Origin of the sequence: Pseudomonas sp. ADAK21 (assembly GCF_012935735.1) — a bacterium.
GTDB lineage: Bacteria > Pseudomonadota > Gammaproteobacteria > Pseudomonadales > Pseudomonadaceae > Aquipseudomonas > Aquipseudomonas proteolytica.
On record NZ_CP052857.1, the window covers coordinates 4,541,070 to 4,565,511 of the forward strand.

Genomic DNA, 24,442 nt, shown 5'->3' on the forward strand with positions numbered 1-24,442 from the left:
CACCTTCTCAAGCCAAAGGACGTGCGGGCAGATTAAGTCAGTAAGGTTGCCAGAATATGACTGATGCCCAACTGAACCCATTGTGGGAGCTGGCTTGTGTGGGAGCGGGCTTGCTCGCGAATACGGTGTGTCATTCAACACATCCAGCGACTGATCCACCGATTTCGCGAGCAAGCCCGCTCCCACATTTTTGGACGGTGTTGCCGCAAAAATCAGCTCAGTTCCAGCCAGATCGGCGCATGGTCCGACGGTTTTTCCAGGCCGCGCAGTTCGTAGTCCACGCCCGCATCCTTGACCCGTGGCAGCAGGCCATTGGAGGCCATGATCAGGTCGATGCGCAGGCCACGCTTGGGTTCATCTTCAAAGCCGCGGCTGCGGTAATCGAACCAACTGAAGCGATCCGCCACATCCGGGTTCAGGTGCCGGAAGCTGTCGGTCAGGCCCCAGTTTTTCAGGCGCGCCATCCATTCGCGTTCTTCCGGCAGGAAGCTGCATTTGCCGGTCTTGAGCCAGCGCTTGGCGTTGTCGGCACCGATGCCGATATCGCAATCCTCAGGGGAAATGTTCACATCACCCATCACCACCAACGCCTGGTCATTGCTGAACTGGGTTTCCAGCAACTGTTGCAGGTCTTCGTAGAAGCGCTGCTTGGCCGGGAACTTGGTGGGGTGATCGCGGCTTTCGCCCTGTGGGAAATAGCCGTTCATGATGGTGATCGGGTTGCCGTGTTCATCGGCAAAGGTCCCCCAGATAAAACGGCGCTGGGCATCCTCATCGTCGCTGGCAAACCCCTTGTGCAGGGCCAGCGGCTCTTGGCGCGAGAGCAGGGCGACACCGTAGTGGCCTTTCTGCCCGTGGTAGTACACGTGGTACCCCAGGGCTTGGACTTCAGCCAGCGGGAACTGGTCGTCGTGGACCTTGGTTTCCTGCAGGCCGATCACGTCCGGTTGATGTTTGTCGATCAGGGCCGCCAGCTGATGAGGCCGGGCACGCAGCCCGTTGATATTGAAGGAGACGATTTTCATGGTCGGCAGTCCAGTCTGGCAAAAGGGCGATGCTAGCCGACAAGTCGGACGGGGGCCAGCGTGGCGGTAGGACAGATGCACTGCTAATGTCTCTCAAGGAGCCAATGGCACGGAACGACTCAGTTGCCCCGGGCTCGTAACAATAAGAGCGCGGCCTTTTGAGTTGCGCCCAGGGGAGATACAACTGATGCCTGACACTAGCACCGCCATTGCCCAGGTCCACATGCTCGATAGCGGCTATTCCCGCGAAGCGCGCTCGTTGCTGTACCACGCCTATCGCCATGAGCCGACCTTCGCCTACCTGTTTGAAGCCGAACGCTCCGGGTATGAGCAGCGGGTCAGGGCTACGGTGCGCGAACTGGTCAAGCAACATTTTCTCCAGGAGCTGCCGGCGATCGGCCTGCTGGTCAATGACCGCCTGATCGGCATCGCCCTGATTGCCCCTCCGCAACGGCGCCTGGGTATCACTGAAAGTTGGGCCTGGCAATTACGCATGTGGTTGAGCACTGGCTTGAGGTGTACCCGGCGTTACCTCGAATACCATCAGGCGGTGTTGGCGTGCCTGCCGTCCGAGTCGGTACACGTGTTGCCGCTATTGGGGATTCACCCGCAATTCCAGGGCAAGCATTACGGCGAGCAACTGCTCGAAGCCGTGCATAACTGGTGCGCCGAAGACCCGCATTCACAAGGGGTGGTGCTGGACACCGGCAATCCGCTCTACCTGGAATTCTATAAACGCCAGGGCTATGACGAAGTGGGCGAGGTGGCTGTAGGACCTATCCTGGAGCATGTGTTTTTTCACCCAAACCCCCAAGTGTTACAACCTGCAACGCCTTAACGCAGAATTATTCAGACAATTCCCGGTTCTAAGGTGCTCCCCAGCTCGTGTAGCATCCGCGCCTATGAAGTTTTCCAATAGATTTACCAGCGGCTTGATTCTGCTGTTCACAAGCTGCGGCGCCTTGGCGCAAAGCGAGTTGGACGTGCGGGTCAAACCTTCAAACGATGCGCTGAAGGCCAATATCGAAGGCTATATCGGCGGGGTTGGCGAGCGTGATGAGGAGGCCTTGCTGCGCTTCAGTCGCGGTGCCGAGGAGCAGGCGCGCAAGGCCGCCCAGGCACTGGGCTTTTATCAGCCGCAGATTGCCAGTGAGGTAAAGGCCGGCAAGAACCCGCGCCTGATCCTCAGCATCGACCCTGGCGAGCCCGTGCATTTGCGTAATGTCACGATTCGGGTGGACGGCCCTGCGGCCGAGTTAAAGTCCTTTCGCGTACCCGATAGCCAAGACCTCAAGTCCGGCGCCGTACTCAACCATGGTCATTACGAAGACGCCAAGCGCCTGATCCAGAACCAGGCCTCGCGGTTCGGCTATTTCAGTGGCCGTTTTACCCAACAGAAACTGTCGGTCGATCCCCAGGCCGGCGTGGCCGATATCGAGCTGGTCTACGACAGCGGCCCGCGCTACACCCTCGGCAAGGTCAACTTTGCCGGCGATACCCCCTTTGATGAAGAACTGTTGCAACGCATGGTGCCGTTCCAGAGTGGCACCCCTTACGATTCCGAGCTGATTGCCGAGCTGAACCAGGCCCTGCAGTCGAGCGGTTATTTCGAGGGCGTGCGGGTGGACGCGGCCCCGGCCGCAGCGGCCAATGATGTGATCCCGGTGGCGGTCCAGCTGGAAACCCGCAAACCCCGGACCATGGGCCTGGGCCTGGGGTTTTCCACTGACGTCGGCCCGCGCGGCAAGGCCAACTGGACGCGGCACTGGGTCAACCCCCAGGGGCATAGCTATGGCTGGGAGGCGGAACTGTCGGCGCCCCGGCAGAACGTCGGCCTGTGGTACGACATCCCCCTCGACCCGCCACTGACCGACAAGCTGCGCTTTGCTGGTGGCTACCAGAACGAAGAACTGGCCAACACCGACACCCTCAGCAAACTGCTCACCCTCGGCCCGGAATGGCACAGCAAGCTGCCCAGCGGCTGGACACGGGTGATCTCGCTCAAATGGCAGCGCGAAGAATATCGCCTGGGGGATGACTCCGGCTTGAGCAATTTGCTGATGCCGGGAATCAGCTATTCCTACCTGCGCAGCGACAACCGCATCGACCCCCATAACGGCTATCGCCTGCAGTTCGATACCAAGGTGGCCAAAGAGGGGCTGGGCTCGGACACCAACCTGCTGTACGGGACCGCGATGATCAAGGGCTTGACCACGGTGTGGGACAAGCACCGCTTCCTCGGCCGTGCACAGTTTGGCGGCAGCGCCACCAACGGCTACAAGTCGGTGCCGCCGTCCCTGCGCTTTTTTGCCGGTGGCGACCAGAGCGTGCGTGGCTACGAGTACCAGACCCTGTCCCCGGAAAACAACAAAGGCGACCGTATCGGTGGCCGCTATATGGTGGCCTTGAGCGCCGAGTATCAATATTCCATCGCCGAAAAATGGCGGATCGCGACCTTTGTCGACCAGGGCAATTCCTTTAACAGCCTTGAGTTGCCGAGCCTGAAAACCGGGGTCGGCATCGGCGTGCGCTGGGTGTCGCCAGTCGGTCCGATTCGTCTTGACCTGGCCCATGCCCTGGAAGATCCGGGCGGCGTTCGTTTGCACTTTTCCATGGGGCCTGAGCTGTGAAGCGTGGTTTGAAAATAGCGGGTCTGAGTGTGGTGGCGCTTGTCGCCTTGGTGCCCCTGGCCGTATGGAGCGTACTGGGTACGCAAGTCGGCAGTCGCTGGGCACTCGGCCAGGTTCCGGGGTTGAGCGTGGACAACTTCCAGGGCCACCTGGGCGGGCAATGGAGCGCCGACCATCTGCTGTGGCAGCAGGACAGCAGCCGCGTGGAACTCAATGCGCCGAAATTCGACTGGTCGCCGGCGTGCCTGCTGCGCATGACCTTGTGCATCCGGCAACTGGACGTGGAGCAGGTGAGCCTGCAGTTCCCACCCAGCACCGAAGAAAGCAGCGGCCCGATTACCCTGCCAGACCTGAACCTGCCCCTGGCCATCGAACTGGGCGACGTGCGTGTAGGCAGCCTGCTGTTCAACGGCAGCGAAGAACTCCAGGGCCTGCAACTGGCGGCCCATTGGACCGCCGAAGGAATGCAGATCGACGCGGTGCATCTGCAGCGCGACGGCCTGGTGCTGGACCTCAGCGGTATGCTGCAACCCACCGGTGACTGGCCGCTGACGGCGACCGGTAACCTGAGCCTGCCCTACGCTCCGGGTGGCGCGCCATGGGCCGTGGCGCTGAACGTCACGGGTGATTTGCTCAAGACCCTCAAGCTCGACGCCGACAGCACGGGCTACCTGCCCGCCAAGCTCAAGGGCGAACTGCAACCCCTGGTCGAGAACCTGCCGGCGCAACTGCAGATCACCGCCGATGGCTTCAAGCCCGCCGCCGACTTGCCGGACACCCTGCAGCTCAACCAACTGGACCTGACGGCCAAGGGCGACCTGGGCAAGGGCTATCAACTGTTGGGCAAGGCCGTATTACCCGCAGAAAAGGGCCCGGTTGACCTGTTGCTGCAAGGCCGGGTCGACGCCAAGGGCGCGCAGATCGCCGGCCTGGACCTGAATGCCGGGGATAAGCAGAGCCTCAAGCTCAGTGCCCAACTGGATTGGCAGCAGGGCTTCAGCGCAGATGCAAAAATCGACTGGCTGGATTTCCCCTGGCACCGCCTGTACCCGCTGATTGACGAGCCGCAAGTGGTGTTGCGTACCTTCAACGGCGAAGTCTCCTACAAGGACGGCAACTACCTAGGCAATCTCAAGGCCGACCTCGATGGGCCGGCCGGCAAGTTCAGCCTGGTTACGCCATTCAGTGGCGACCTGACCCAAGTGTTCCTGCCAGAACTGAAACTGGTTGCCGGCCAAGGCAAGGCCGAAGGCCACCTGAACCTGCAATTTGCCGATGGCATCGCCTGGGATACGGCACTTGACCTGTCGGCGATCAACCCGGCGTACTGGGTCGCGGAACTGCCGGGCACGCTCGCCGGGCCGCTGCGCAGCCAGGGTGAAATGAAAAACGAACAACTCAAGCTCACCGCTGACCTTGATCTGAAGGGGCGTTTGCGCGGCCAGCCCGCGGTGCTGGCGGCCAAGGCCGAAGGCGCGGGTGAGCAATGGACCCTGGCCAACCTGGATATCCGCCTGGGTGACAACCGCATCAATGGCAGTGGCAGCCTGCAACAGCGCCTGGCCGGGCAGATCGACATCAAGCTCGCACGCCTGGCCCAGCTCTGGCCGCAGCTGCGTGGGCAGGTCAATGGGCGGCTCGATGTGGCCGGCACTTTAAAGGCCCCCCAGGGCAAGCTCGACCTCAAGGGCCAGCAACTGGTGTTTGAAGACAATCGCCTGCAAGCCCTCAGCCTGGACGCGACACTTGATAGCGCGCAACGGGCGAAGATCGACCTCAAGGGCAGCGGGATCCAGGCCGGTGACACCCAGCTCGGCACCCTGACCGCCAGCGCCCAGGGCGATATCAAAAGCCAGAAAGTCCAACTGGACCTGATGGGCCCCCTGGTCAAGCTGGCCCTGGCCCTGGACGGCACGCTCGACAAAGGCAACTGGCGCGGGCGCCTGGCCAGTGGCGACGTACAGGCCGGTGGCCAGGACTGGAAACTGCAGGCCCCGGCAAAAATCGAGCGTATGGCCGACGGCAAGCTGACCTTCGCTGCCCATTGCTGGGTCTCCGGGCCCGCCAGCCTGTGTGGCGAAGACCAGCGGCTGATGCCCGATCCCAAGCTGCGCTACCACCTCAAGCAATTCCCCATCGACAGCCTGGCGCAATGGCTGCCCAAGGATTTTGCCTGGCAGGGCAAGCTCAACGCCGATATCCAGCTCGACCTGCCGGCCAGTGGCCCCAAAGGCCTGATCGCGGTGGATGCCAGTGGCGGCACACTGCGGGTCAAAGACAAGGACCAGTGGCTGGATTTCCCCTACGACACCCTCAAGCTGGAAACCACGCTCAACCCTACGCGCATCGATACCCAGCTGAGTTTCCGCGGCGGCAAACTCGGTGAGTTGCTGTTGCAGGCACAGCTCAACCCCTTGGCGAAAAACAAGCCGATTTCCGGCAACTTCAGCCTCACCGGCCTGGACCTGGCGGTAGCGCGCCCGTTCGTGCCGATGGTGGAAAAACTCAGCGGCAAGCTCAACGGTAGCGGGCGTATTTCCGGCGGGCTGCTGGCGCCGCAGGTCAACGGCAATATCAACCTGATCGCGGGCGAGATTTCCGGGCCCGAACTGCCGATCAGCCTTGAGGGCCTGAACGTGCAGGCGCTGATTGCCGGTGAAAGCGTACAGCTCAACGGCGGCTGGCGCAGCGGCAAGGCCGGGCAGGGCAGCCTCAAGGGCCAGATCGACTGGGGCCGGGCCCTGATCGTTGACCTCAGCCTGCAGGGTTCGCAATTACCGGTTACGGTCGAACCCTACGCCAAGCTGGAAGTGGCGCCCGACTTGAAGATCAGCCTCAAGGACGACAAGTTGGCGATCGCCGGTAATGTCCACATCCCGCGCGGTGATATCACCGTGCGCGAATTGCCGCCTTCGACGGTCAAGGTCTCGGATGACACGGTGATCGTTGGCAGCCAGACCGAAGAAGGCAAGCCGCCGATGGCCATGGCCATGGATATCAACGTGGTGGTGGGCGAGGATCAGCTCAACTTCGCGGGCTTCGGCCTCACGGCCAAGGTCCAGGGCCGGGTGCATATCGGCGATAACATGGACACCCGTGGCGAGCTCTGGCTCAACGACGGCCGTTACCGTGCCTACGGCCAGAGACTCGATGTGCGCCGTGCGCGCCTGCTGTTCGCCGGGCCGCTCGACCAGCCGTATCTGGATATCGAAGCCATCCGCAAGACCGACGACGTGATCGCGGGTATCCGCCTGAGCGGCAGTGCCGAGCAACCCACCACGCAAATCTTCTCGGAACCGGCCATGAGCCAGGAGCAGGCGCTGTCCTACCTGGTGCTGGGCCGTCCGTTGAGCACCACCGGTGAAGACAACAACATGCTGGCGCAAGCGGCGCTGGGCCTGGGGTTGATGGGCAGTGCCGGGGTGACGTCGGACATTGCCAAGAACCTGGGAATCCAGGACTTCGAACTGGACACCCAGGGCAGCGGCAACAATACGGCGGTGGTGGCCAGCGGCAAGATCACCGAAAAGCTCAGCTTGCGTTACGGCGTAGGGGTGTTCGAACCGGCCAGCACCATCGCCTTGCGCTACCTGCTGAGCAAGCGGGTGTATCTGGAAGTGGCCAGCGGCGTGGCAAGCTCCCTGGATATCTTCTACAAACGGGATTTCTGACGCTTAAACGTCAATCAAATTGTGGGAGCTGGCTTGCCTGCGATAGCAGTGGTTCAGTCACTATTTCTAGTGGCTGACACACCGCAATCGCAGGCAAGCCAGCTCCCACATTTGTTTTGTCGTGGATTCAGAACCTTCCCATGGCTCCAGTCATCGCCTGATTACCAAGCAACCTAACTATTTATTTGACATTCGCTGCCTAGGCAGTAATATTTGGTCACATATTCACTGCCTAGGCAGTAATAAGGTGACTTTCGATGAAACACTTCACCCCGGAAAACTTCCACAACTGCCATCTCGGCCTGTTGCTGGGGCGCGCCGCGATTCTCAAAGACCGCATCATCGACACCCATATGGAACCCCACGGCATCACCGCCGCGCAGTTCAAGGTGTTGATTATCATGGCCCAGTTTGGCGTCGATACCCCGGCGGAGCTGTGCCGCAATCTGTCCCTGGACAGTGGCTCGATGACCCGCATGCTCGACCGCCTGGAGCAAAAACACCTGCTGGCACGCAAGCGTTCCGAGCAGGACCGGCGCCAGGTGCAGCTTGTGTTGACCGCCGACGGCCAGCGCCTGGCGGACATGTTGCCGCAGATCGGCGCCCAGGCCCTGAACCAGCTGGCTGGCGTGCTGGAGCCGGGGGAATTGCAGACCCTGGAATACATCCTCAAGAAAATCCTGATCGCTGCGGGTGACCCCATCACCCTGCAACGGGTCGGGACTCAATGAACACGCCAGTCACGCGCGCTGAATAACGCAAGGTATTTGTCATGGCTACTGCCCAAGCAAACAACACCGCACCCTCCCAACCCGACGACAGCAACCCGCGCAAACGCAAGATCATGTTGCTGGGCCTGGCGCTGATCGTCGTGCTCTGCGTCGTCGGCGTCTGGGGCTGGCACGAGCTATATGGCCGTTGGAGCGAAAGCACCGACGACGCCTACGTGAACGGCAACGTGGTGGAAATCACCCCGCTGGTCACCGGCACTGTGGTCAGCATTGGCGCCGATGATGGCGACCTGGTCCACGAAGGTCAGGTGCTGATCAACTTCGACCCCAACGACGCGGCCGTCGGCTTGCAAAGTGCCCAGGCCAACCTGGCACGCACCGTACGCCAGGTGCGCGGCCTGTACAGCAATGTCGATGGCATGAAAGCCCAGGTTCAGGCGCAAAAAGCCCAAGTGCAAACTGCTCAGGACAACTTCAACCGCCGCAGGATCCTCGCCCAGGGTGGCGCGATTTCCCTGGAAGAACTGTCCCATGCCCGTGATGCCCTGAGCGCGGCGAGCAACTCACTGGCCAACCTGCAACAGCAACTCAATACCTCCACCGCGCTGGTGGATGACACGGTGATCTCGTCCCATCCGGATGTGCAGGCTGCTGCCGCGCAGTTGCGCCAGGCCTACCTGGCCAATGCGCGCAGCACCTTGATCGCCCCGGTCACCGGCTATGTGGCCAAGCGCACCGTACAGCTGGGCCAGCGGGTCGAGCCGGGCACGGCGTTGATGGCGGTGATTCCCCTGGACCAACTGTGGATCGACGCCAACTTCAAGGAAACCCAACTGCGCCAGATGCGCATTGGCCAGCCGGTGGACATCGAGGCCGATATCTACGGCAGTGACGTGAAATACAGCGGCACCGTCGACAGCCTCGGCGCCGGCACCGGCAGTGCGTTTGCCCTGCTGCCGGCACAGAACGCCACGGGTAACTGGATCAAGATCGTGCAACGGGTGCCGGTGCGCATCCATATCAATGCCCAGGAGTTGGCCCAGCACCCGTTGCGGGTGGGGTTGTCGACCCAGGTGGAAGTCAACCTGCACGACCAGAGCGGCCCGGTGCTGGCGCAGCAACCGCCGCAAAAGGCCTCGTTCAGCACTAATGTGTACGACCGCCAGTTGGCCGAGGCCGACGCGATGATCACCCAGTTGATCCATGACAACAGCGTGGCCGCGCCCAAGGCAGCACAACGCTAATGAGCAATAACGCCTCCTTCACGCCGCCCAGCTTGCTGATGGCCACCATTGGCCTGTCCCTGGCGACCTTTATGCAGGTGCTCGACACCACCATCGCCAACGTGGCGCTGCCGACCATCTCTGGCAACCTGGGGGTGAGTTCGGAGCAGGGCACCTGGGTCATCACCTCATTTGCCGTGAGCAATGCCATTGCGCTGCCTTTGACCGGTTGGTTGAGCCGGCGCTTTGGCGAGGTGAAGCTGTTTTTGTGGGCGACGCTTCTGTTTGTGCTGGCCTCGTTCCTGTGTGGTATCTCCACTTCGATGCCCGAGCTGATCGGCTTCCGGGTGCTGCAAGGCCTGGTGGCGGGGCCGCTGTACCCGATGACCCAGACCTTGCTGATCGCCGTCTATCCACCTGCCAGGCGCGGCATGGCCCTGGCACTGCTGGCGATGGTCACGGTGGTCGCGCCGATTGCAGGTCCCATTCTTGGCGGCTGGATCACCGACAGCTACAGCTGGCCGTGGATCTTCTTCATCAACGTGCCCATCGGGATTTTTGCGGTGATGGTGGTACGTTCGCAGCTCAAGAAGCGGCCGGTGGTCACCAGCCATCAGCCGATGGATTATGTCGGCCTGTTGAGCCTGATCGTCGGGGTCGGTGCCTTGCAGATCATCCTCGACAAGGGCAACGACCTGGACTGGTTCGAATCCAATTTCATCATCATCGGCGCGGCCATCTCGGTGATCGCCCTGGCGGTGTTCGTGATCTGGGAAATGACCGACAAACATCCGGTGGTCAACCTACGCCTGTTTGCCCACCGCAATTTCCGCATCGGCACCATTGTGCTGGTGCTGGGCTATGCCGGGTTCTTCGGGATCAACCTGATCCTGCCGCAATGGCTGCAGACGCAGATGGGCTACACCGCCACCTGGGCCGGTTTGGCCGTGGCGCCGATCGGCATCCTGCCGGTGCTCATGTCGCCCTTTGTCGGCAAGTACGCACACAAGTTCGATTTGCGGCTGCTGGCCGGCCTGGCGTTCCTGGCCATTGGCCTGAGCTGCTTTATGCGCGCCGGTTTCACCAATGAAGTGGACTTCCAGCACATCGCTCTGGTGCAACTGTTCATGGGCATCGGTGTGGCGCTGTTCTTTATGCCGACCTTGAGCATCCTGATGTCCGACCTGCCGCCGCACCAGATCGCCGACGGTGCGGGCCTGGCGACCTTCCTGCGAACCCTGGGCGGCAGCTTTGCGGCATCGTTGACTACCTGGATCTGGATTCGCCGCGCTGACCAGCATCATGCCTACATGAGCGAGAGCATGAGTGTGTACGACTCGGCCACCCGCGAGGCGCTGAACACCCTGGGCGGTGCGGGCCACAAGGCCTATGCGCAACTGGACCAGGTGCTCACCAGCCAGGCATACATGATGTCCACCGTGGACTATTTCACGTTGCTGGGGTGGATGTTCATGGGCTTGATCCTGCTGGTGTGGCTGGCCAAGCCGCCGTTTACCGCGAAGGCAGGGCCGGCGGCTTCGGGTCACTGATCTTGCAGCGCACGCGGTCAAAAATGTGGGAGCGGGCTTGCTCGCGAATGCGCTGTGTCAGTCGACACCTTAGGTGACTGACACAGCGCATTCGCGAGCAAGCCCGCTCCCACATTTGATTCGTGTTGTTTGTAAGTCAGGCGCCAGGCAACGCCAACTGCGGGTTGACGAAGTCAAACGCCGCCAATTGAAACCCTTGCTCATCCACCTGCAACGCCCAGCCTTGCTTGTCCCAATCCCCCAGCACAATGCGCTTGGCCGCCTGCTCGCCAATCTGCAATTTGTGAATGGCCGGGCGGTGGGTGTGGCCGTGGACCAGGGTGCGCACGCCGAACTGCTGCATCACCCGTGGCACTTCCTCGGGCGTCACATCGACAATATCGTTGGCCTTCATGCGCGTCTGCGCACGGCTTTCACTGCGCAGCTTGCGCGCCAGTTTATGGCGAGTGCGCAAGGGCAGGTGGCGCAGGGTAAACAACACAATGGGGTTACGCAGGATGCGCCGCAGCTTCATATAGCCGAGGTCGCGGGTACACAGGCTGTCGCCGTGCATCAACAGCACGGGCTCGCCATACATCTGCACGACGCTGGGGTCCTTGAGCAAGGTCGCGCCTGCTGCTTTACAGAACGCCTTGCCGATCAGGAAATCCCGGTTGCCATGCATCAGGAATACTTGGGTGCCACTGTCGCTCAACTCACGTAGAGCGGTGCAAATCGAACGCTGGAACGGGGTCATGCCATCGTCGCCAATCCAGGCTTCGAAAAAGTCCCCCAGGATGTACAACGCTTGCGCGCCACGGGCGCGGCCGTGGAGTAAATCCAGAAACGCCCGGGTAATATCCGGGCGCTCCTCTTCCAGATGCAAATCTGAAATCAGCAATATCACGCAATGATCTCGGCTTTCTCGATGATCACGTCTTCTGCTGGTACGTCCTGGTGGCCGGACTTCATGGTGGTGGAGACACCCTTGATCTTGTCCACGACGTCGGTGCCTTCGGTGACTTTACCGAATACCGCGTAGCCCCAACCCTGTACGGTCTTGGCGCTGTGGTTCAGGAAGCCGTTGTCGGCCACGTTGATAAAGAACTGCGCGGAGGCCGAATGCGGCTCCATGGTACGGGCCATGGCGACGGTGTACTTGTCGTTGGAAAGACCGTTGTCCGCTTCGTTCTGAATGCTTGGGCGCTTGTCTTTCTTTTCTTTCATGCCAGGCTCGAAACCGCCGCCCTGGACCATGAAGTTGCCGATGACACGGTGGAAAACAGTGTTTTCGTAGTGGCCGGCGTTCACGTACTCGATGAAGTTGGCGACGGTGATCGGCGCTTTCTCGGCGTTCAGCTCGATGACGATGTCACCGTGGTTGGTGCTCAGTTTGACTTGAGTCATGTTCACTACTCTTTCAAGGAATTCGTGGGTTCTGGCGCGTCACACGCCAGCACCTGTCTGGCAAGACATTGCCAAGGCGCGCAGTTTAGCGTGCCCTGCAGGAATTTCGAGGTGGTTTTTTACCGCCCATGCAATAAATGCAGCAGTTTTTGAGCATGCCCTGTCAGGTGCTTGACAGCATCGGCTATGATAAGCCCTTTGTTTGTCTGGCCTGACCCGGCCACGTACCTGTCTGTTCAAGGATCCTATGAGCAAGCCCACTGTCGACCCTACCTCGAATTCCAAGGCCGGACCTGCCGTCCCGGTCAATTTCCTGCGCCCGATCATCCAGGCGGACCTGGATTCGGGCAAGCACACGCAGATCGTCACCCGTTTCCCGCCTGAGCCCAACGGTTACCTGCACATCGGCCACGCCAAGTCGATCTGTGTGAACTTCGGCCTGGCCCAGGAGTTCGGTGGCGTCACGCACCTGCGTTTCGACGACACCAACCCGGCCAAGGAAGACCAGGAATACATCGACGCCATCGAAAGCGACATCAAGTGGCTGGGCTTCGAATGGTCCGGTGAAGTGCGCTATGCCTCCAAGTATTTCGACCAGTTGTTCGACTGGGCCGTGGAACTGATCAAGGCCGGCAAGGCCTACGTTGACGATCTGAGCCCGGAACAGGCCAAGCAATACCGTGGCACCCTGACCGAGCCGGGCAAGAACAGCCCGTTCCGCGACCGTTCGGTAGAAGAGAACCTGGACTGGTTCACCCGCATGCGCGACGGCGAGTTCCCGGACGGCGCCCGCGTACTGCGCGCCAAGATCGACATGGCCTCGCCGAACATGAACCTGCGCGACCCGATCATGTACCGCATCCGCCACGCCCATCACCACCAGACCGGTGACAAGTGGTGCATCTACCCCAACTACGACTTCACCCACGGTCAGTCGGACGCCATCGAAGGCATCACCCACTCCATTTGCACCCTGGAGTTCGAAAGCCACCGTCCACTGTACGAATGGTTCCTCGACAGCCTGCCAGTACCGGCGCATCCGCGTCAGTACGAATTCAGCCGCCTGAACCTCAACTACACCATCACCAGCAAGCGCAAGCTCAAGCAACTGGTCGATGAAAAGCACGTGTTTGGTTGGGATGACCCACGCATGTCGACCCTGTCGGGCTTCCGCCGTCGCGGCTACACCCCGGCGTCGATCCGCAACTTCTGCGAGATGGTCGGCACCAACCGCTCCGACGGCGTGGTCGACTTCGGCATGCTGGAATTCAGCATTCGCCAGGACCTGGACCACAATGCCCCGCGCGCCATGTGCGTGTTGCGTCCGTTGAAAGTCGTGATCACCAACTACCCGGAAGGCCAGGTCGAGAACCTCGAACTGCCGCGTCATCCGCAAAAAGAAGAACTGGGCGTGCGCAAGCTGCCGTTTGCCCGTGAAATCTACATCGACCGCGATGACTTCATGGAAGAGCCGCCAAAAGGCTACAAGCGCCTGGAGCCCAACGGCGAAGTGCGCCTGCGCGGCAGCTACGTGATCCGTGCCCTTGAGGCGATCAAGGACGCCGATGGCAACATCGTCGAACTGCGTTGCTCGTACGATCCCGACACCCTGGGCAAGAACCCTGAAGGCCGTAAGGTCAAGGGCGTGGTGCACTGGGTGCCGGCAGCCGCCAGCGTCGAGTGCGAAGTGCGCCTGTACGATCGTCTGTTCCGTTCGGCCAACCCTGAGAAGGCCGAAGACAGCGCCAGCTTCCTGGACAACATCAACCCTGACTCCCTGCAAGTACTTACGGGTTGTCGTGCCGAGCCATCGCTTGGCGACGCACAGCCGGAAGACCGTTTCCAGTTCGAGCGCGAAGGCTACTTCTGCGCAGATATCAAGGACTCGAAACCAGGCGCTCCGGTATTCAACCGTACCGTGACCTTGCGTGATTCGTGGGGCCAGTGATCAAGTCTTAAGGGAAACATCGTGCTAACGATCTACAACACGCTCAGCAAGACCAAAGAAGTCTTCAAGCCGCTGGATGGCAACAAGGTGCGCATGTACGTGTGCGGCATGACCGTGTACGACTACTGCCACATCGGCCATGGCCGCAGCATGGTCGCCTTCGACCTGGTGACCCGCTGGTTGCGTTTTAGCGGCTACGACTTGACGTACGTGCGCAACATCACCGACATCGACGACAAGATCATCAATCGCGCCAATGAAAACGGCGAGTCGTTCGACGCGCTGACCGAGCGCATGATTGCTGCCATGCACGAGGACGAGGCGCGCCTCAACATCCTCAAGCCGGACATGGAGCCGCGTGCCACGGACCACATCCCTGGCATGCACGCGATGATCCAGACCTTGATCGACAAGGGTTACGCCTACGCCCCGGGCAATGGCGACGTGTACTACCGCGTCGCCAAGTTCATGGGCTACGGCAAGCTGTCGCGCAAGAAGATCGAAGACCTGCGCATCGGTGCACGCATCGAAGTCGACGAAGCCAAGCAGGATCCGCTGGACTTCGTGCTGTGGAAAGGCACCAAGCCGGGCGAGCCGAGCTGGGAGTCGCCGTGGGGCGCCGGGCGTCCGGGCTGGCACATCGAATGCTCGGTGATGTCCACCTGCTGCCTGGGCGAGACCTTCGACATTCATGGCGGCGGCAGCGACCTTGAGTTCCCGCACCACGAAAACGAAATCGCCCAAAGCGAAGCGGCCACCGGCAAGACCTACGCCAACGCGTGGATGCATTGCGGCATGATTCGCATCAATGGCGAGAAGATGTCCAAGTCCTTGAACAACTTCTTCACCATCCGCGACGTGCTGGAAAAGTACCACCCGGAAGTTGTGCGTTACCTGCTGGTGTCCAGCCACTACCGCAGCGCCATCAACTACTCGGAAGACAACCTCAAGGACGCCAAGGGCGCCCTGGAACGTTTCTACCATGCGTTGAAAGGCCTGCCGGTTGTCGCGCCGGCCGGTGGCGAAGCATTTGTTGAACGCTTCACCAGCGTGATGAACGACGACTTCGGCACCCCCGAAGCCTGCGCCGTGCTGTTCGAAATGGTCCGCGAGATCAACCGCCTGCGCGAGAGCGATCTGGATGCAGCGGCTGGTTTGGCGGCCCGTTTGAAAGAGCTGGCCAGCGTGCTGGGCGTGCTGCAAATGGAAGCCGACGACTTCCTGCAAGCCGGCGCCGAAGGGCGTGTGGACGCAGCCGAAGTCGACGCACTGATCCAGGCTCGCCTGAATGCCCGTGCCAACAAGGACTGGGCAGAATCCGACCGCATCCGCGACCAACTCACCGCCATGGGCGTGGTGTTGGAAGACGGGAAGGGCGGGACGACCTGGCGCTTGGCTGACTGACGGCTGATTGCTTCAAGCTGAATAAAAACGCCCCGACTGGTTCGGGGCGTTTTTGTGTGTGGCGGTTTTGCGATTCAACGCTGCTCGATCGCATATCGGCTTTGGACAAACCCATTGTCCGAGGCCCAGGTATCGATGTGGCGAAGCTCACATTCGTGCCCGATTTGACCGAACAACGGAATCCCCTGACCTAGCAGAATCGGAATACGGGTGATGATCAACTCATTGAGCAGGCCGGCTTCAAGAAATGCCTGGATGGTCTGGCCGCCGTCGATATAAAGATGTTTCATGCCGCGCTCGGCCAGTTGCTCGACGAGTGTGCTCACGTCGGCTGCCAAGACCTCCACCTTGTCCTGTAGATGCGCAGGAATCTGCAAGGTCTGGTGAGACAGCGCTATGACCGGTGTGCCCTCATAGGGCCACTCTGTAAAGGACAGTACTTTTTCCAGGGTCTTACGCCCCATGACCAACCCGTCAACCGTTGCGATGAAGCTTTCATACGTGATGCCGTTCAAGCTCGAGCTCTCATATTCCGGCCGGTGCAGCCACTCGATATCCCCATCTGGCCGGGCAATAAAACCGTCAATGCTGGCTGCGATAAAGACGGAACATTTGATCCTCATCGGCGGTAAAACTCCTTTTTTATCAAGTGGGATCAAGAAGGTATCACTTTCACGCCTGCAAACTGGCCTTTACTCAGTTAACAACCTCAGATAAGGCGGTGCCGGACTGACTTCATAGGCGCTACTTTTTGCGTTATTACAGATCGTTTCATGGTGTTGGTTATTCTTGAAATGCAGGGCGACCCCATCGTCAACTGCGTAAGCAGGGTGCACACCCGTAAGTTTCACAAGCTCAGCAAATGACTCTGCTCTTCCTGCCTCTGAACTGAAGTGCGGACACAACGCTCCGGGAAGTAAGCCCAGGCCGTCGATCAGGGCAAAGGCTCCCCCAGAGTCGGAATGGCCGTAGTCGAACCAGCAAATGGCTCCAGCACTGACACCGCAAAGCACCTTGCCACCTTCCCATGCCTTCCGTAGCAACCCCACTACCCCAAATTCGCGCCAGATAGCCAACATCGCTCGGGTATTCCCGCCTGCAACATAAATGACATCGGCCTGTTCAAACAGCGACGCAATATGGCCAGCGTCGGGAAACGGCGAAATAAAAAACGTCAAGCAGATGACGGTGCAACCGATGCTTTCATATTTAGTAATGAAGTCGGAAATTTTCAGGCGGTCATCGCCATTGGCTGTGGAGATATAGAGAACAGTGGGACGTGCTTTTCCTGATACGGCGACGATGTATTCGTCAATGCGAGTCATGCAGGTCATTTCCTCGGCTGACTCTCCACCAATAACAATTATTGATTTATTCATCTGGGTCTCTGCTTCGTCCTGAACTTCAGATTTTTCAAGGTCTTTGAACACTGGGAAAATATAATTCAAAGATGTTGCTCAAGGTAGCAAAGATTAAGGCTGGGAGCTGTCGGGCCTTGGCGAGGCTGCGATGGTGGGGGTGCTCCCGGTATTTGTATTGTCTGAGATACCGCTATTGCAGCGTCGTTGCTATCAATGGCGATTAAATGGATCTGCCCCTTTTGTTTCTGTATGCAGGCTCTGGATAAGGCTGTCGATACTTGGTGCATTGACTTGTAAGTAAATAGCTGCTTTCTAGATGTTTGTTGGGTAAAGTGAAATGTTTGTTGTTTTTAAGTTTACATACTTTGGAACGTTGTCGGGTTTTTCTTTCAGGTCTATAAGGATTATTGAGGATCCAATGCGTAGGGCTGCGCAATTACCATCATGCCCAAAGATAAGTTCTGCAGTTATGTAGGTGGTGCTGTCTATGAGCTCTATTTTTTCCTCATGTTGGGGTGATTGAGTAATGTTGTCTTTCCAACAAAAAATATCATTCAGGTCGAATTCGACATCAATATGCTCGCCGACTTTCGGGGTCGGGCCTATCCACGCGGCTACACCACATCCGGCAGACGTCTCATAATTAACATAAGTTTTGTCGCGGTGAGAAAGTATGCTTAGTATTTTTACAATCATTTTATTTCTTCTGTAGTGGTACTCTGATGACTGAGTTGTCGACGTTCATGGTTTTGTTTTTTAGTTCTAAAGTCCAAGTTTCTTCATGATAGTGATGCTTGGTCGGTTTGCTATTCATTTCGTGAGCCCCATAACGAATGCTTCTTGTACCATCTGCAGAAACTAACCTGTCGGGGTCTGGTTTTCCAGTTCGTGGATGAATGTTTGTATAGGGGCCATCACCTAAAAACTCACCCCATTTTAGAATGGCTTCTTCTGGTTTTACCGGTTTACTCGCGTAGGTTTCCTTGTGGTAGCCCATTTCATGGGTAGTGTTTGATATGACTGGAACCGAGGGTGTTCCTGCGTTGGCCTTCTTTTTTGCTGTAACCCCAATATCAGTGCTTGGCTTACACCCATCCTCGCCCGGACACGCATTCAACCCCAACGGATCCACCCACCCCGTAGGGTTGGGCACATACAAATATCCGTTCACCCCACCCGCCAACTTCACCGGGTCGGGGGTCAGGTAGCGTCCGTTATCCGGATTGTAGTAGCGATGCCGGTTGTAATGTAGCCCGCTTTCCCGGTCGTAATACTGCCCCTGAAAGCGCAGTGGGTTGTCGACCGTGCCTACATCCAACCGGGTGATTTTTCCGTAGGCCTGGTAATGGGCAGACCAGACGATTTTGCCGTCTGCGCCGGTCAGTTCCTGCGGGGTGCCCAGGTGGTCGAGTTGGTAGTGGAAGACCTGTGTATTGGCCGGCCCGAAACCGTCGAGCAAGGCCAGCGGCCTGAAGCTGTCAGGCTCGTAGAGGTAGCTGCGGTGCTGGCCATGGGTGTGTTCGGCGATGACCTTGTCGCCTTGCCAGAAAAACTCGGTGGTCTTGCCCGCCACGGTTTTGCTGATGCGCCGGCCAAACGGGTCGTAGCGATAGCTGGCCTGGCTGCCGTCCGGTTGGGTGAGGCCGATCAGGCGGTGCTGGCAGTCGTAGCGGTATTCGGTGACCAGTTGCTGCGCGCGGCCGCGGCGTTCGCGTATGAGGTTTCCGAAGGCGTCGTAGTCGTAATGCCGGTCGCCTTGTAGTAACAGGCGGTTGCCGACGACGATGCCGGGGCCTGGGCGGTCTTGCATCAGCAGGTTGCCCGCCGGGTCGTGGGCGAAGCGTTCTTGCACGTCTTGCGAGTGGTCGGCGCGGGTCAGGCGGTCGAGGGGGTCGTAGTGGTAGTCGTGCTGGCCCTTGCGGGTGTCGAGCAGGCGGGTGAGGTTGCCGGCTGGGTCGTAGGTGTAGCGGCGAAGGCCGTGGCGGTGTTCGTGTTGGGCCAGGCGGCCCTGGTCGTCGTAGTGGTAGTGGCTCAGCAGTTGGCCCTGCTGGCGCTGCTGCTCGCGCCCGGCCTTGAACAGGTGCGAGGTGAGTGTGCGGCCATTGAGCTCAACGGTGGCGAGGTGGCCGCCCTTGTCGTGGTTGAAGGTCAGGTGGTTGTTGTCGGGCAGGCGCAGGTGGTCGAGTTGGCCGCAGCTGTCGTAGCCGTAACGCAAGGTGCCCCAGCCCTGGTGTTCAGCGGTCAGGCGATTCTGGCTGTCGTATTCGTAGTGCAGCGGCCAGTGGCCGTCGTCGACGCTTAGGAGATTGCCGAGGCGGTCGTAGGTGTAATCCACCGTGCTGCCATCGGGCAGGGTTTTTCGGATGAGGCGGCCGGCGTTATCGCGCTGGTAGGCGGTAATCAGCTGACGGTCATCGTCGCCGAACTCGGTTTTTTCCTGCAGGTGGCCGTTGAGGTCGTAGACGTAGGCGGTGCGTTTGCCGTCGAAACCGGTTTCCTGCTGGATCAGGCCGTTGGGGTGGTACGCCAGTTGATAGTGCTCGCCTGACTCGTTTTCGATTTCGGTCAGTAGCAGGCGGGTGTTGTCGTAGCGGTACTTGAGTTGAGAACCATCGGGGTTGATCCTGCGACTGATCAGGTGCAGTCCGTCGGCATATTCATACCGGGTCACACGCCCCAGTTCATCGCGCTCGGCGGTGACTTTTCCGTAGGGGTTGTAGCTCAATTCGCGGGTGGCGCCGCCCGGCAATGCCACCTTGAGCAGGCGGCCTACCGCGTCCCAGTGATAGTGGGTCAGCGCGCCGTGTTCATCTTCACGGGCAATTTGCCGGCCCAAAGCGTCGTAGCGATAACGCCGCACGCCGCCATTGGGCAGTTGTTCCGCAACCAACTGCCCAAGGTCATTCCAGGTCAGGCGCTGACAGCTGTGGTCCGGATGCCAAACCGCTAAAAGCTGCCCGCGCTTGTCATAGCTGTACTCGGTAACATTGCCGTCCGGATCAGTCTGGCGGGTGATATCGCCCTGATCATTACGCTGGTACTTCCAGACCGCCGCACCCCGGCGCATGACCCGTACGAAGCCATGCTCATACTCGTAGGCGGTAGGCTCGTCATCCCCCGGAAACAGCGCCACCAAGCGCCCAGCCTCGTCGTACTGATAGGCCGTAATCGCGCCGAGGGGATCCTGCTCAACCGTCAGCCGGCCCTGGGCGTCGTAGGACTTGAAATGCTCGCCGCCGTCCGGATCAACCCGCTGCACCAGCCGTGCGCGCGGGTCATGCACATAGACTTCCTGGCTGCCATCGGCGTTGAGCAGGGTGACGCGGCCGTCGTCATCCCAGACATAGCGCGTATCCATCTGCGCAAAACTGGCCCAATGCCGCACACAGCGCGCCGCCTTACCAGACCGTTCCCACGCCCAGAAGAAACTCGCCCCACCGGCCAACTGCCGCTCAGTGATCACCGCAAGGCTGTCGTACTGATAACGCTCGCTTTCGCCTACAGCATTAGTCGCCTCAACCAGTCGCCACTGTTCGTCGTAGCCGTAGGAAACGACGTTCTGCTCAGTCACCCAGGCGTCATCCGCTTCGCTTTCCACGCGAAACACCTGGTAGTCCACCGCCACGATGTGCCCGCGCTCGTAGCGCAACAGCAGCGCCCGCCCGGCATCGTTATCCAGGCGCAGAATCCGCCCCAACCCATCGCGGGAAAGGCGCAGGCGGTTGTCATACCCATCGCTGATCGCCGTCAGCACACCGCCCTGGAAGTGGTAGAACCGTGCCCCTTGAGCCAGCACCAACTCATCCGACGCCGCCCCCAGATAAATCGCCGCTTCAGCCAGGCTATTGCTGATGGCTGGTCGCTCTACGGAGGGCAGGGGAAAGGTGGTGCTGCGGTTCTCGTGGTCAGTCCACACCACCGACTCGCCGATTACCTCCAGCCGCTGCGCCAGGGAATGGCTCCAGCCAAAGCCCAAGCCGCTATCCACCTCCACGGCACTGGTGCGATACAGCCGCGTCCAGGCAAATGGCAATACGCCCTGCAACTCGCCATCGGTCAGGGTCAGCAGTTCTTCGCCGGTGACCATGGACACCGGGCAGCCATGGGTCGCGGTTTTATCGGCGCTGGCGCTGGCCGCGCCGTTGGGGTTTTTCGCGGAGGAGGGCGCGTCGTCCACCGCCTCAAGTTGCTTGAGCGTGGTATTGCGCCGCGCCCCCCAGTGCATCTGCAGGCCACCTTTTTGTAAGCCGCCGACGACGCCGCGCACGGCCACCGCCTTGTAGCGATCCACCGCCGCCGTAAAACGCTTGAGGATGTCGAACACGCCTTTGACGAAACCCACCGCAAGCTCAACCACCTGCGCTCCATACTTCGCCAGCCGCAGCCCCAGATACGCGATCCCGGCACCTTGCAGGGCAATGGTCAGCACCAGCGCAATCAGCAAATCAATGAGCAGCGACACGGCAAACCCGGCAATCACCTCGGCGGTTTTCCCCGCCACCTGGCTGGGCGGCAACGCCGACAGCCAGATCATCGCCGTGCGCAGCATCAGGTACAGCGTCGCCTCGTCGCTGGCCAGCAACATCGCTTGTTCCATCACCTGGGGCGCCTCACGCGCCAGGGCCGCCAACTCGGCGGCCTGGGTGCCGAGGCGTTCGATGTGCTTGGCCGGGTCCTTGAGGATGTCCTGCACCAGCGACACGCTGTCCCACACCCCGGAAATGGCTGACCAGGTCCCGGCCAATATCCCACTGCCAATGGCGCTCGCGCTGGAGGCCTGCCAGTGCGGTTTGAACCCACTCCACTCCTTGCGCAGCCAGGCTTCCAGCTCAGCGGTCAAACCGTCGTAGGACGCAAACAGCGCCTCGACCTGCGCCGGCGACACTCCGCCCTGCACACGCACCTGATAGCGCCCGCCGGCTACGCAGTGATGGGAGGCCTGACCCTGTTCATCCAGTTGGATAAACGTGGAACTGCCGTCATCCAGGCCAATCACCTGCACCTGGAGATTGCCCAGCGGCACGTCATACACCGACTCGAACTTGCTCTCGATCTTCAGCTCACCGCCTGCCGGGCACACGGCAACACTGGAAGCAAAGTCGCTGTCGGTCATGCTCACCGACATTTGGGAATCCCCGACCCGCAGCACCCGCTCCATGCCCAGTAACGCCGGCAAGTCCGCGGCATGGCTGGCCTTGTCCAGGGCCTGCGCGTACCAGCTGGTGACCTGCTGGCGATACACCGCCAGGCTCTGGTGAAAGCCATTCAGCTCGTATTCGATCAGGTCGATGGTCGATGAATCAGGGGCAGGGGCTGGCATCCATGACGTCTCTGCAAAAGAAAGGCGTCGGAGAATGCCGCAGGAAAAGGGCGGTTGGAGGTGTGGTCTGTTAAATCAGAATGGGCTTACGTGCAGGGAGAATTTACTGGGTGGAATCGCCGCTTGAGCTCACATCAACTAACGATCAGTCTTAAAGAAAGACGCAGGATTTACGGCTATGGCGCGTCGCGTAATCGCTTGTACAAGGTATTGCGGCTGACCCCCAACTCGCGCGCCAAGTGGGAGATATTGCCGCCGACCGCTGCCAGTCGCTGCTGAAGGTTTTGGCTATCGTCCAGATCGCCCATAACCGGCGGTGCGCTGGGCGAGGCTTGGCCCAGGTCGACAAAAAAATCATCGGGCAGATGCTCCGGGCGGATCGGCTGGTCTTCGGCCATGGCCAGCGCCACCTGCATCACGCTGCTGACCTGGCGCAAGTTGCCTGGCCAAGGGTGTCGCTCGAATAACGCCAGGACTTCAGTACTGAGCCCGGCCCACTGCGTGGGCTCGCGGTGCTGTTGCCACAGTTGCTTGAACAGCGCCTGCTTGTCACTGCGTTCGCGCAGGGGCGGCAGTTCCAAGGTCAGGCCGCCGATGCGGTAGTACAAATCCTCACGAAACCTGCCGATCTGCACCTGTTCGCGCAGTGAACGGTTGGTGGCCGAGATGATGCGCAGGTCCACCGGGAACAATTCGCTGCTGCCCACCGGTTGCACGCAGCGCTCCTGCAATACCCGCAGCAGCCGGGCCTGGGTCGGGAGGGGCATGTCACCGATCTCATCGAGAAACAGCGTGCCTTTGTCAGCCTTGCGGATCAGGCCGATGCTGCCCTTTTGATTGGCGCCGGTGAACGCGCCTTTTTCGTAGCCAAACAGCTCCGATTCCACTAACTCGGCCGGAATTGCCGCACAGTTGACCGCGATAAAAGCCTGCTGGCTGCGGGAGCTGGCCTGGTGCAGGGCTTTGACGAAGACTTCCTTGCCCACGCCGGTTTCGCCATGGATCAGCAACGGGATGTCTTTTTCCAGCAGGCGTTCGGCCTGGCGCACGGCTTTTTCCACGCGGCTGTCGCCAAAGTGCAGGGTCTTGAGACCGATGGGCACGGCGGCCGGCTCGCTGAAGACCCTGGCCTGCACCGGCGCCTGCTTGGGGCGTTTGAGCAGGCACTGGAAACGGTTGCTTCCTGCCGCTTGCAGGGCGAAGGGTAGGCCTTCGGGTTGGTTGAGCAGCTCCAGCAGCGAGACCTTGAACAGGCTGTCGATCATCACCCGCGACAGGCTGATGCCCAGCAGGTTGTCGGCGCGGCGGTTGGCTGACAGCACCTGGCCGCTTTCATCAAAGATCAGCAGGCCGGCCCATTGGCTGTCGAGGTTGTTCAGGCCGGTGTTGAAGGTCAGCTGGAAGTGCTCGCCGCCAAACAGGTTGAGGATCAGCCGGTTTTCCACGGTCTGGCTCATCATCTTGACCATGCCCAGGGTGTGGGAGGGCGGCAGGTAACTGTCGCTGGACACATCCAGCACCGCGATGATTTCGCGGTTGGCGTCAAAGATCGGCGCAGCCGAACCGGTCATGAAACGGTTGGCCTTGAGGAAGTGTTCGTCATGCTCGATGTGCACCGCCTGGGCGCAGGCCAGTGCGGTACCGATGGCGTTGGTGCCGGTAGAGCGCTCCCGCCAACTGGCCCCTGCGCTGAAACCACGGGCCAGCTTGGGTTCGATAAAGCGCTGGGTGCCCCAGGAGGTCAGCACTTGGCCCTGGTTGTCGGCAAGCATGATCAGGCAGTTGGAATTGCTGAGGATGTTCTCGTAGTAGGGCAGCACTTCCTGGTGGGTGGTCTGGACCAGTGCGTGCTGGCTCTCCAACAGCTGGCTGATGCCCTCGGCGGGCAGTTGGTCAAAGCTGGGCGCGCTCTGGTGATCCAGGCCAAAGGCACGGCAGCGGCGCCAGGAGTCCTGGATGATGGTGTCGTGGGGCAAAAGCGGGGCAGGTGCGGCCATGGCGGTGACCTTCTTTTTATTGTTGTTATGAACCGTGCACCGCTCACCTTGTGGGAGCAGGTAAGCCAGCTCCCACAGGTTGAACGGTTTTGCTGAGCTTATTCAGTGTTGTTCAGAACTGTTCATTGTCAACCCGGAGGTTGTTCAATTGTTCAGTTATGAATGTTCATTTCTGTTCAGCACTGAGCAGTAGTTA

General features: G+C 60.0%; 16 protein-coding genes. 8 read left to right on the plus strand and 8 right to left on the minus strand.

From position 1 onward, the window contains the following. Positions 1-212: 212 nt before the first annotated feature. Positions 213-1,025, minus strand: a complete 813-nt coding sequence (xthA, locus tag HKK57_RS20625; protein WP_029298338.1) for an exodeoxyribonuclease III — start codon at positions 1,023-1,025, stop codon at positions 213-215. A 187-nt stretch (positions 1,026-1,212) separates the two neighbouring features. Here xthA and HKK57_RS20630 point away from each other — a divergent pair, with 187 nt between their 5' ends. The 6 genes from HKK57_RS20630 to HKK57_RS20655 all read left to right on the plus strand — a co-directional run bounded on the left by HKK57_RS20630 (position 1,213) and on the right by HKK57_RS20655 (position 10,830). Further along, positions 1,213-1,863, plus strand: a complete 651-nt coding sequence (locus tag HKK57_RS20630) for a GNAT family N-acetyltransferase (RefSeq protein ID WP_029298336.1) — start codon at positions 1,213-1,215, stop codon at positions 1,861-1,863. 64 nt (positions 1,864-1,927) lie between these two features. Next, the gene (locus HKK57_RS20635) at positions 1,928-3,655 is read left to right on the plus strand and encodes an autotransporter assembly complex protein TamA (protein ID WP_070995480.1); all 1,728 of its coding nucleotides are present in this window, start codon (positions 1,928-1,930) and stop codon (positions 3,653-3,655) included. Further along, the gene (locus tag HKK57_RS20640) at positions 3,652-7,326 is read left to right on the plus strand and encodes a translocation/assembly module TamB domain-containing protein (protein ID WP_169390663.1); all 3,675 of its coding nucleotides are present in this window, start codon (positions 3,652-3,654) and stop codon (positions 7,324-7,326) included. Before HKK57_RS20635 ends, HKK57_RS20640 begins: the two co-directional genes overlap by 4 nt. Positions 7,327-7,583: 257 nt before the next feature. Continuing rightward, the gene (locus HKK57_RS20645) at positions 7,584-8,057 is read left to right on the plus strand and encodes a MarR family winged helix-turn-helix transcriptional regulator (RefSeq protein ID WP_029298330.1); all 474 of its coding nucleotides are present in this window, start codon (positions 7,584-7,586) and stop codon (positions 8,055-8,057) included. A 41-nt stretch (positions 8,058-8,098) separates the two neighbouring features. Further along, complete coding sequence (locus HKK57_RS20650) at positions 8,099-9,301, plus strand: efflux RND transporter periplasmic adaptor subunit (protein ID WP_092239067.1); 1,203 nt, start codon at positions 8,099-8,101, stop codon at positions 9,299-9,301. Next, positions 9,301-10,830 carry a DHA2 family efflux MFS transporter permease subunit gene (locus HKK57_RS20655; RefSeq protein WP_029298326.1) on the plus strand — a complete coding sequence of 510 codons (1,530 nt, stop codon included), beginning with the start codon at positions 9,301-9,303 and terminating at the stop codon, positions 10,828-10,830. Before HKK57_RS20650 ends, HKK57_RS20655 begins: the two co-directional genes overlap by 1 nt. Before the next feature lie 136 nt (positions 10,831-10,966). Here the strand turns inward: HKK57_RS20655 and lpxH are convergent, their stop codons facing one another. Continuing rightward, the gene (lpxH, locus tag HKK57_RS20660) at positions 10,967-11,716 is read right to left on the minus strand and encodes a UDP-2,3-diacylglucosamine diphosphatase (RefSeq protein WP_159908115.1); all 750 of its coding nucleotides are present in this window, start codon (positions 11,714-11,716) and stop codon (positions 10,967-10,969) included. Further along, positions 11,713-12,216 carry a peptidylprolyl isomerase gene (locus HKK57_RS20665; protein ID WP_029299465.1) on the minus strand — a complete coding sequence of 168 codons (504 nt, stop codon included), beginning with the start codon at positions 12,214-12,216 and terminating at the stop codon, positions 11,713-11,715. Before HKK57_RS20665 ends, lpxH begins: the two co-directional genes overlap by 4 nt. A 247-nt stretch (positions 12,217-12,463) precedes the next feature. Between HKK57_RS20665 and HKK57_RS20670 the strand changes: the two genes are divergently transcribed. Both HKK57_RS20670 and cysS read left to right on the plus strand, forming a co-directional pair. Further along, positions 12,464-14,164 (plus strand): glutamine--tRNA ligase/YqeY domain fusion protein, encoded by a 1,701-nt coding sequence (locus tag HKK57_RS20670; RefSeq protein WP_029299467.1) that lies wholly within the window; start codon positions 12,464-12,466, stop codon positions 14,162-14,164. Between the two features lie 21 nt (positions 14,165-14,185). Then, a complete protein-coding gene (gene cysS, locus HKK57_RS20675) occupies positions 14,186-15,568 on the plus strand; it encodes a cysteine--tRNA ligase (protein ID WP_029299468.1) in 1,383 nt (460 codons plus the stop codon). A gap of 74 nt (positions 15,569-15,642) precedes the next feature. On the opposite strand, the gene HKK57_RS20680 is transcribed toward cysS, so the two are convergent. The 5 genes from HKK57_RS20680 to HKK57_RS20700 all read right to left on the minus strand — a co-directional run bounded on the left by HKK57_RS20680 (position 15,643) and on the right by HKK57_RS20700 (position 24,246). Further along, on the minus strand, positions 15,643-16,191 hold the full coding sequence (locus tag HKK57_RS20680) for a dihydrofolate reductase family protein (protein WP_029299469.1): 549 nt from the start codon (positions 16,189-16,191) through the stop codon (positions 15,643-15,645). Positions 16,192-16,260: 69 nt separating this feature from the next. After that, positions 16,261-17,016, minus strand: coding sequence for a peptidase E (locus HKK57_RS20685; protein WP_237150442.1), 756 nt, complete (start codon positions 17,014-17,016; stop codon positions 16,261-16,263). 225 nt (positions 17,017-17,241) lie between these two features. Next, entirely contained in the window at positions 17,242-17,625 is a 384-nt protein-coding gene (locus HKK57_RS20690; RefSeq protein WP_169390664.1) for a hypothetical protein, read from the minus strand. 1 nt (position 17,626) lies between these two features. Further along, on the minus strand, positions 17,627-22,249 hold the full coding sequence (locus tag HKK57_RS20695) for an RHS repeat-associated core domain-containing protein (RefSeq protein ID WP_169390665.1): 4,623 nt from the start codon (positions 22,247-22,249) through the stop codon (positions 17,627-17,629). Positions 22,250-22,425: 176 nt separating this feature from the next. After that, complete coding sequence (locus HKK57_RS20700; protein ID WP_169390666.1) at positions 22,426-24,246, minus strand: sigma-54-dependent Fis family transcriptional regulator; 1,821 nt, start codon at positions 24,244-24,246, stop codon at positions 22,426-22,428. Positions 24,247-24,442 lie beyond the last annotated feature (196 nt).

Coding starts and splice junctions, on each gene's coding strand:
- xthA (WP_029298338.1), bottom strand. CDS start 1,025: ATGAAAATCGTCTCCTTCAATATCAACGGGCTGCGTGCCCGGCCTCAT.
- HKK57_RS20630 (WP_029298336.1), top strand. CDS start 1,213: ATGCCTGACACTAGCACCGCCATTGCCCAGGTCCACATGCTCGATAGC.
- HKK57_RS20635 (WP_070995480.1), top strand. CDS start 1,928: ATGAAGTTTTCCAATAGATTTACCAGCGGCTTGATTCTGCTGTTCACA.
- HKK57_RS20645 (WP_029298330.1), top strand. CDS start 7,584: ATGAAACACTTCACCCCGGAAAACTTCCACAACTGCCATCTCGGCCTG.
- HKK57_RS20650 (WP_092239067.1), top strand. CDS start 8,099: ATGGCTACTGCCCAAGCAAACAACACCGCACCCTCCCAACCCGACGAC.
- HKK57_RS20655 (WP_029298326.1), top strand. CDS start 9,301: ATGAGCAATAACGCCTCCTTCACGCCGCCCAGCTTGCTGATGGCCACC.
- HKK57_RS20665 (WP_029299465.1), bottom strand. CDS start 12,216: ATGACTCAAGTCAAACTGAGCACCAACCACGGTGACATCGTCATCGAG.
- HKK57_RS20670 (WP_029299467.1), top strand. CDS start 12,464: ATGAGCAAGCCCACTGTCGACCCTACCTCGAATTCCAAGGCCGGACCT.
- HKK57_RS20680 (WP_029299469.1), bottom strand. CDS start 16,191: ATGAGGATCAAATGTTCCGTCTTTATCGCAGCCAGCATTGACGGTTTT.
- HKK57_RS20690 (WP_169390664.1), bottom strand. CDS start 17,625: ATGATTGTAAAAATACTAAGCATACTTTCTCACCGCGACAAAACTTAT.
- HKK57_RS20695 (WP_169390665.1), bottom strand. CDS start 22,249: ATGCCAGCCCCTGCCCCTGATTCATCGACCATCGACCTGATCGAATAC.
- HKK57_RS20700 (WP_169390666.1), bottom strand. CDS start 24,246: ATGGCCGCACCTGCCCCGCTTTTGCCCCACGACACCATCATCCAGGAC.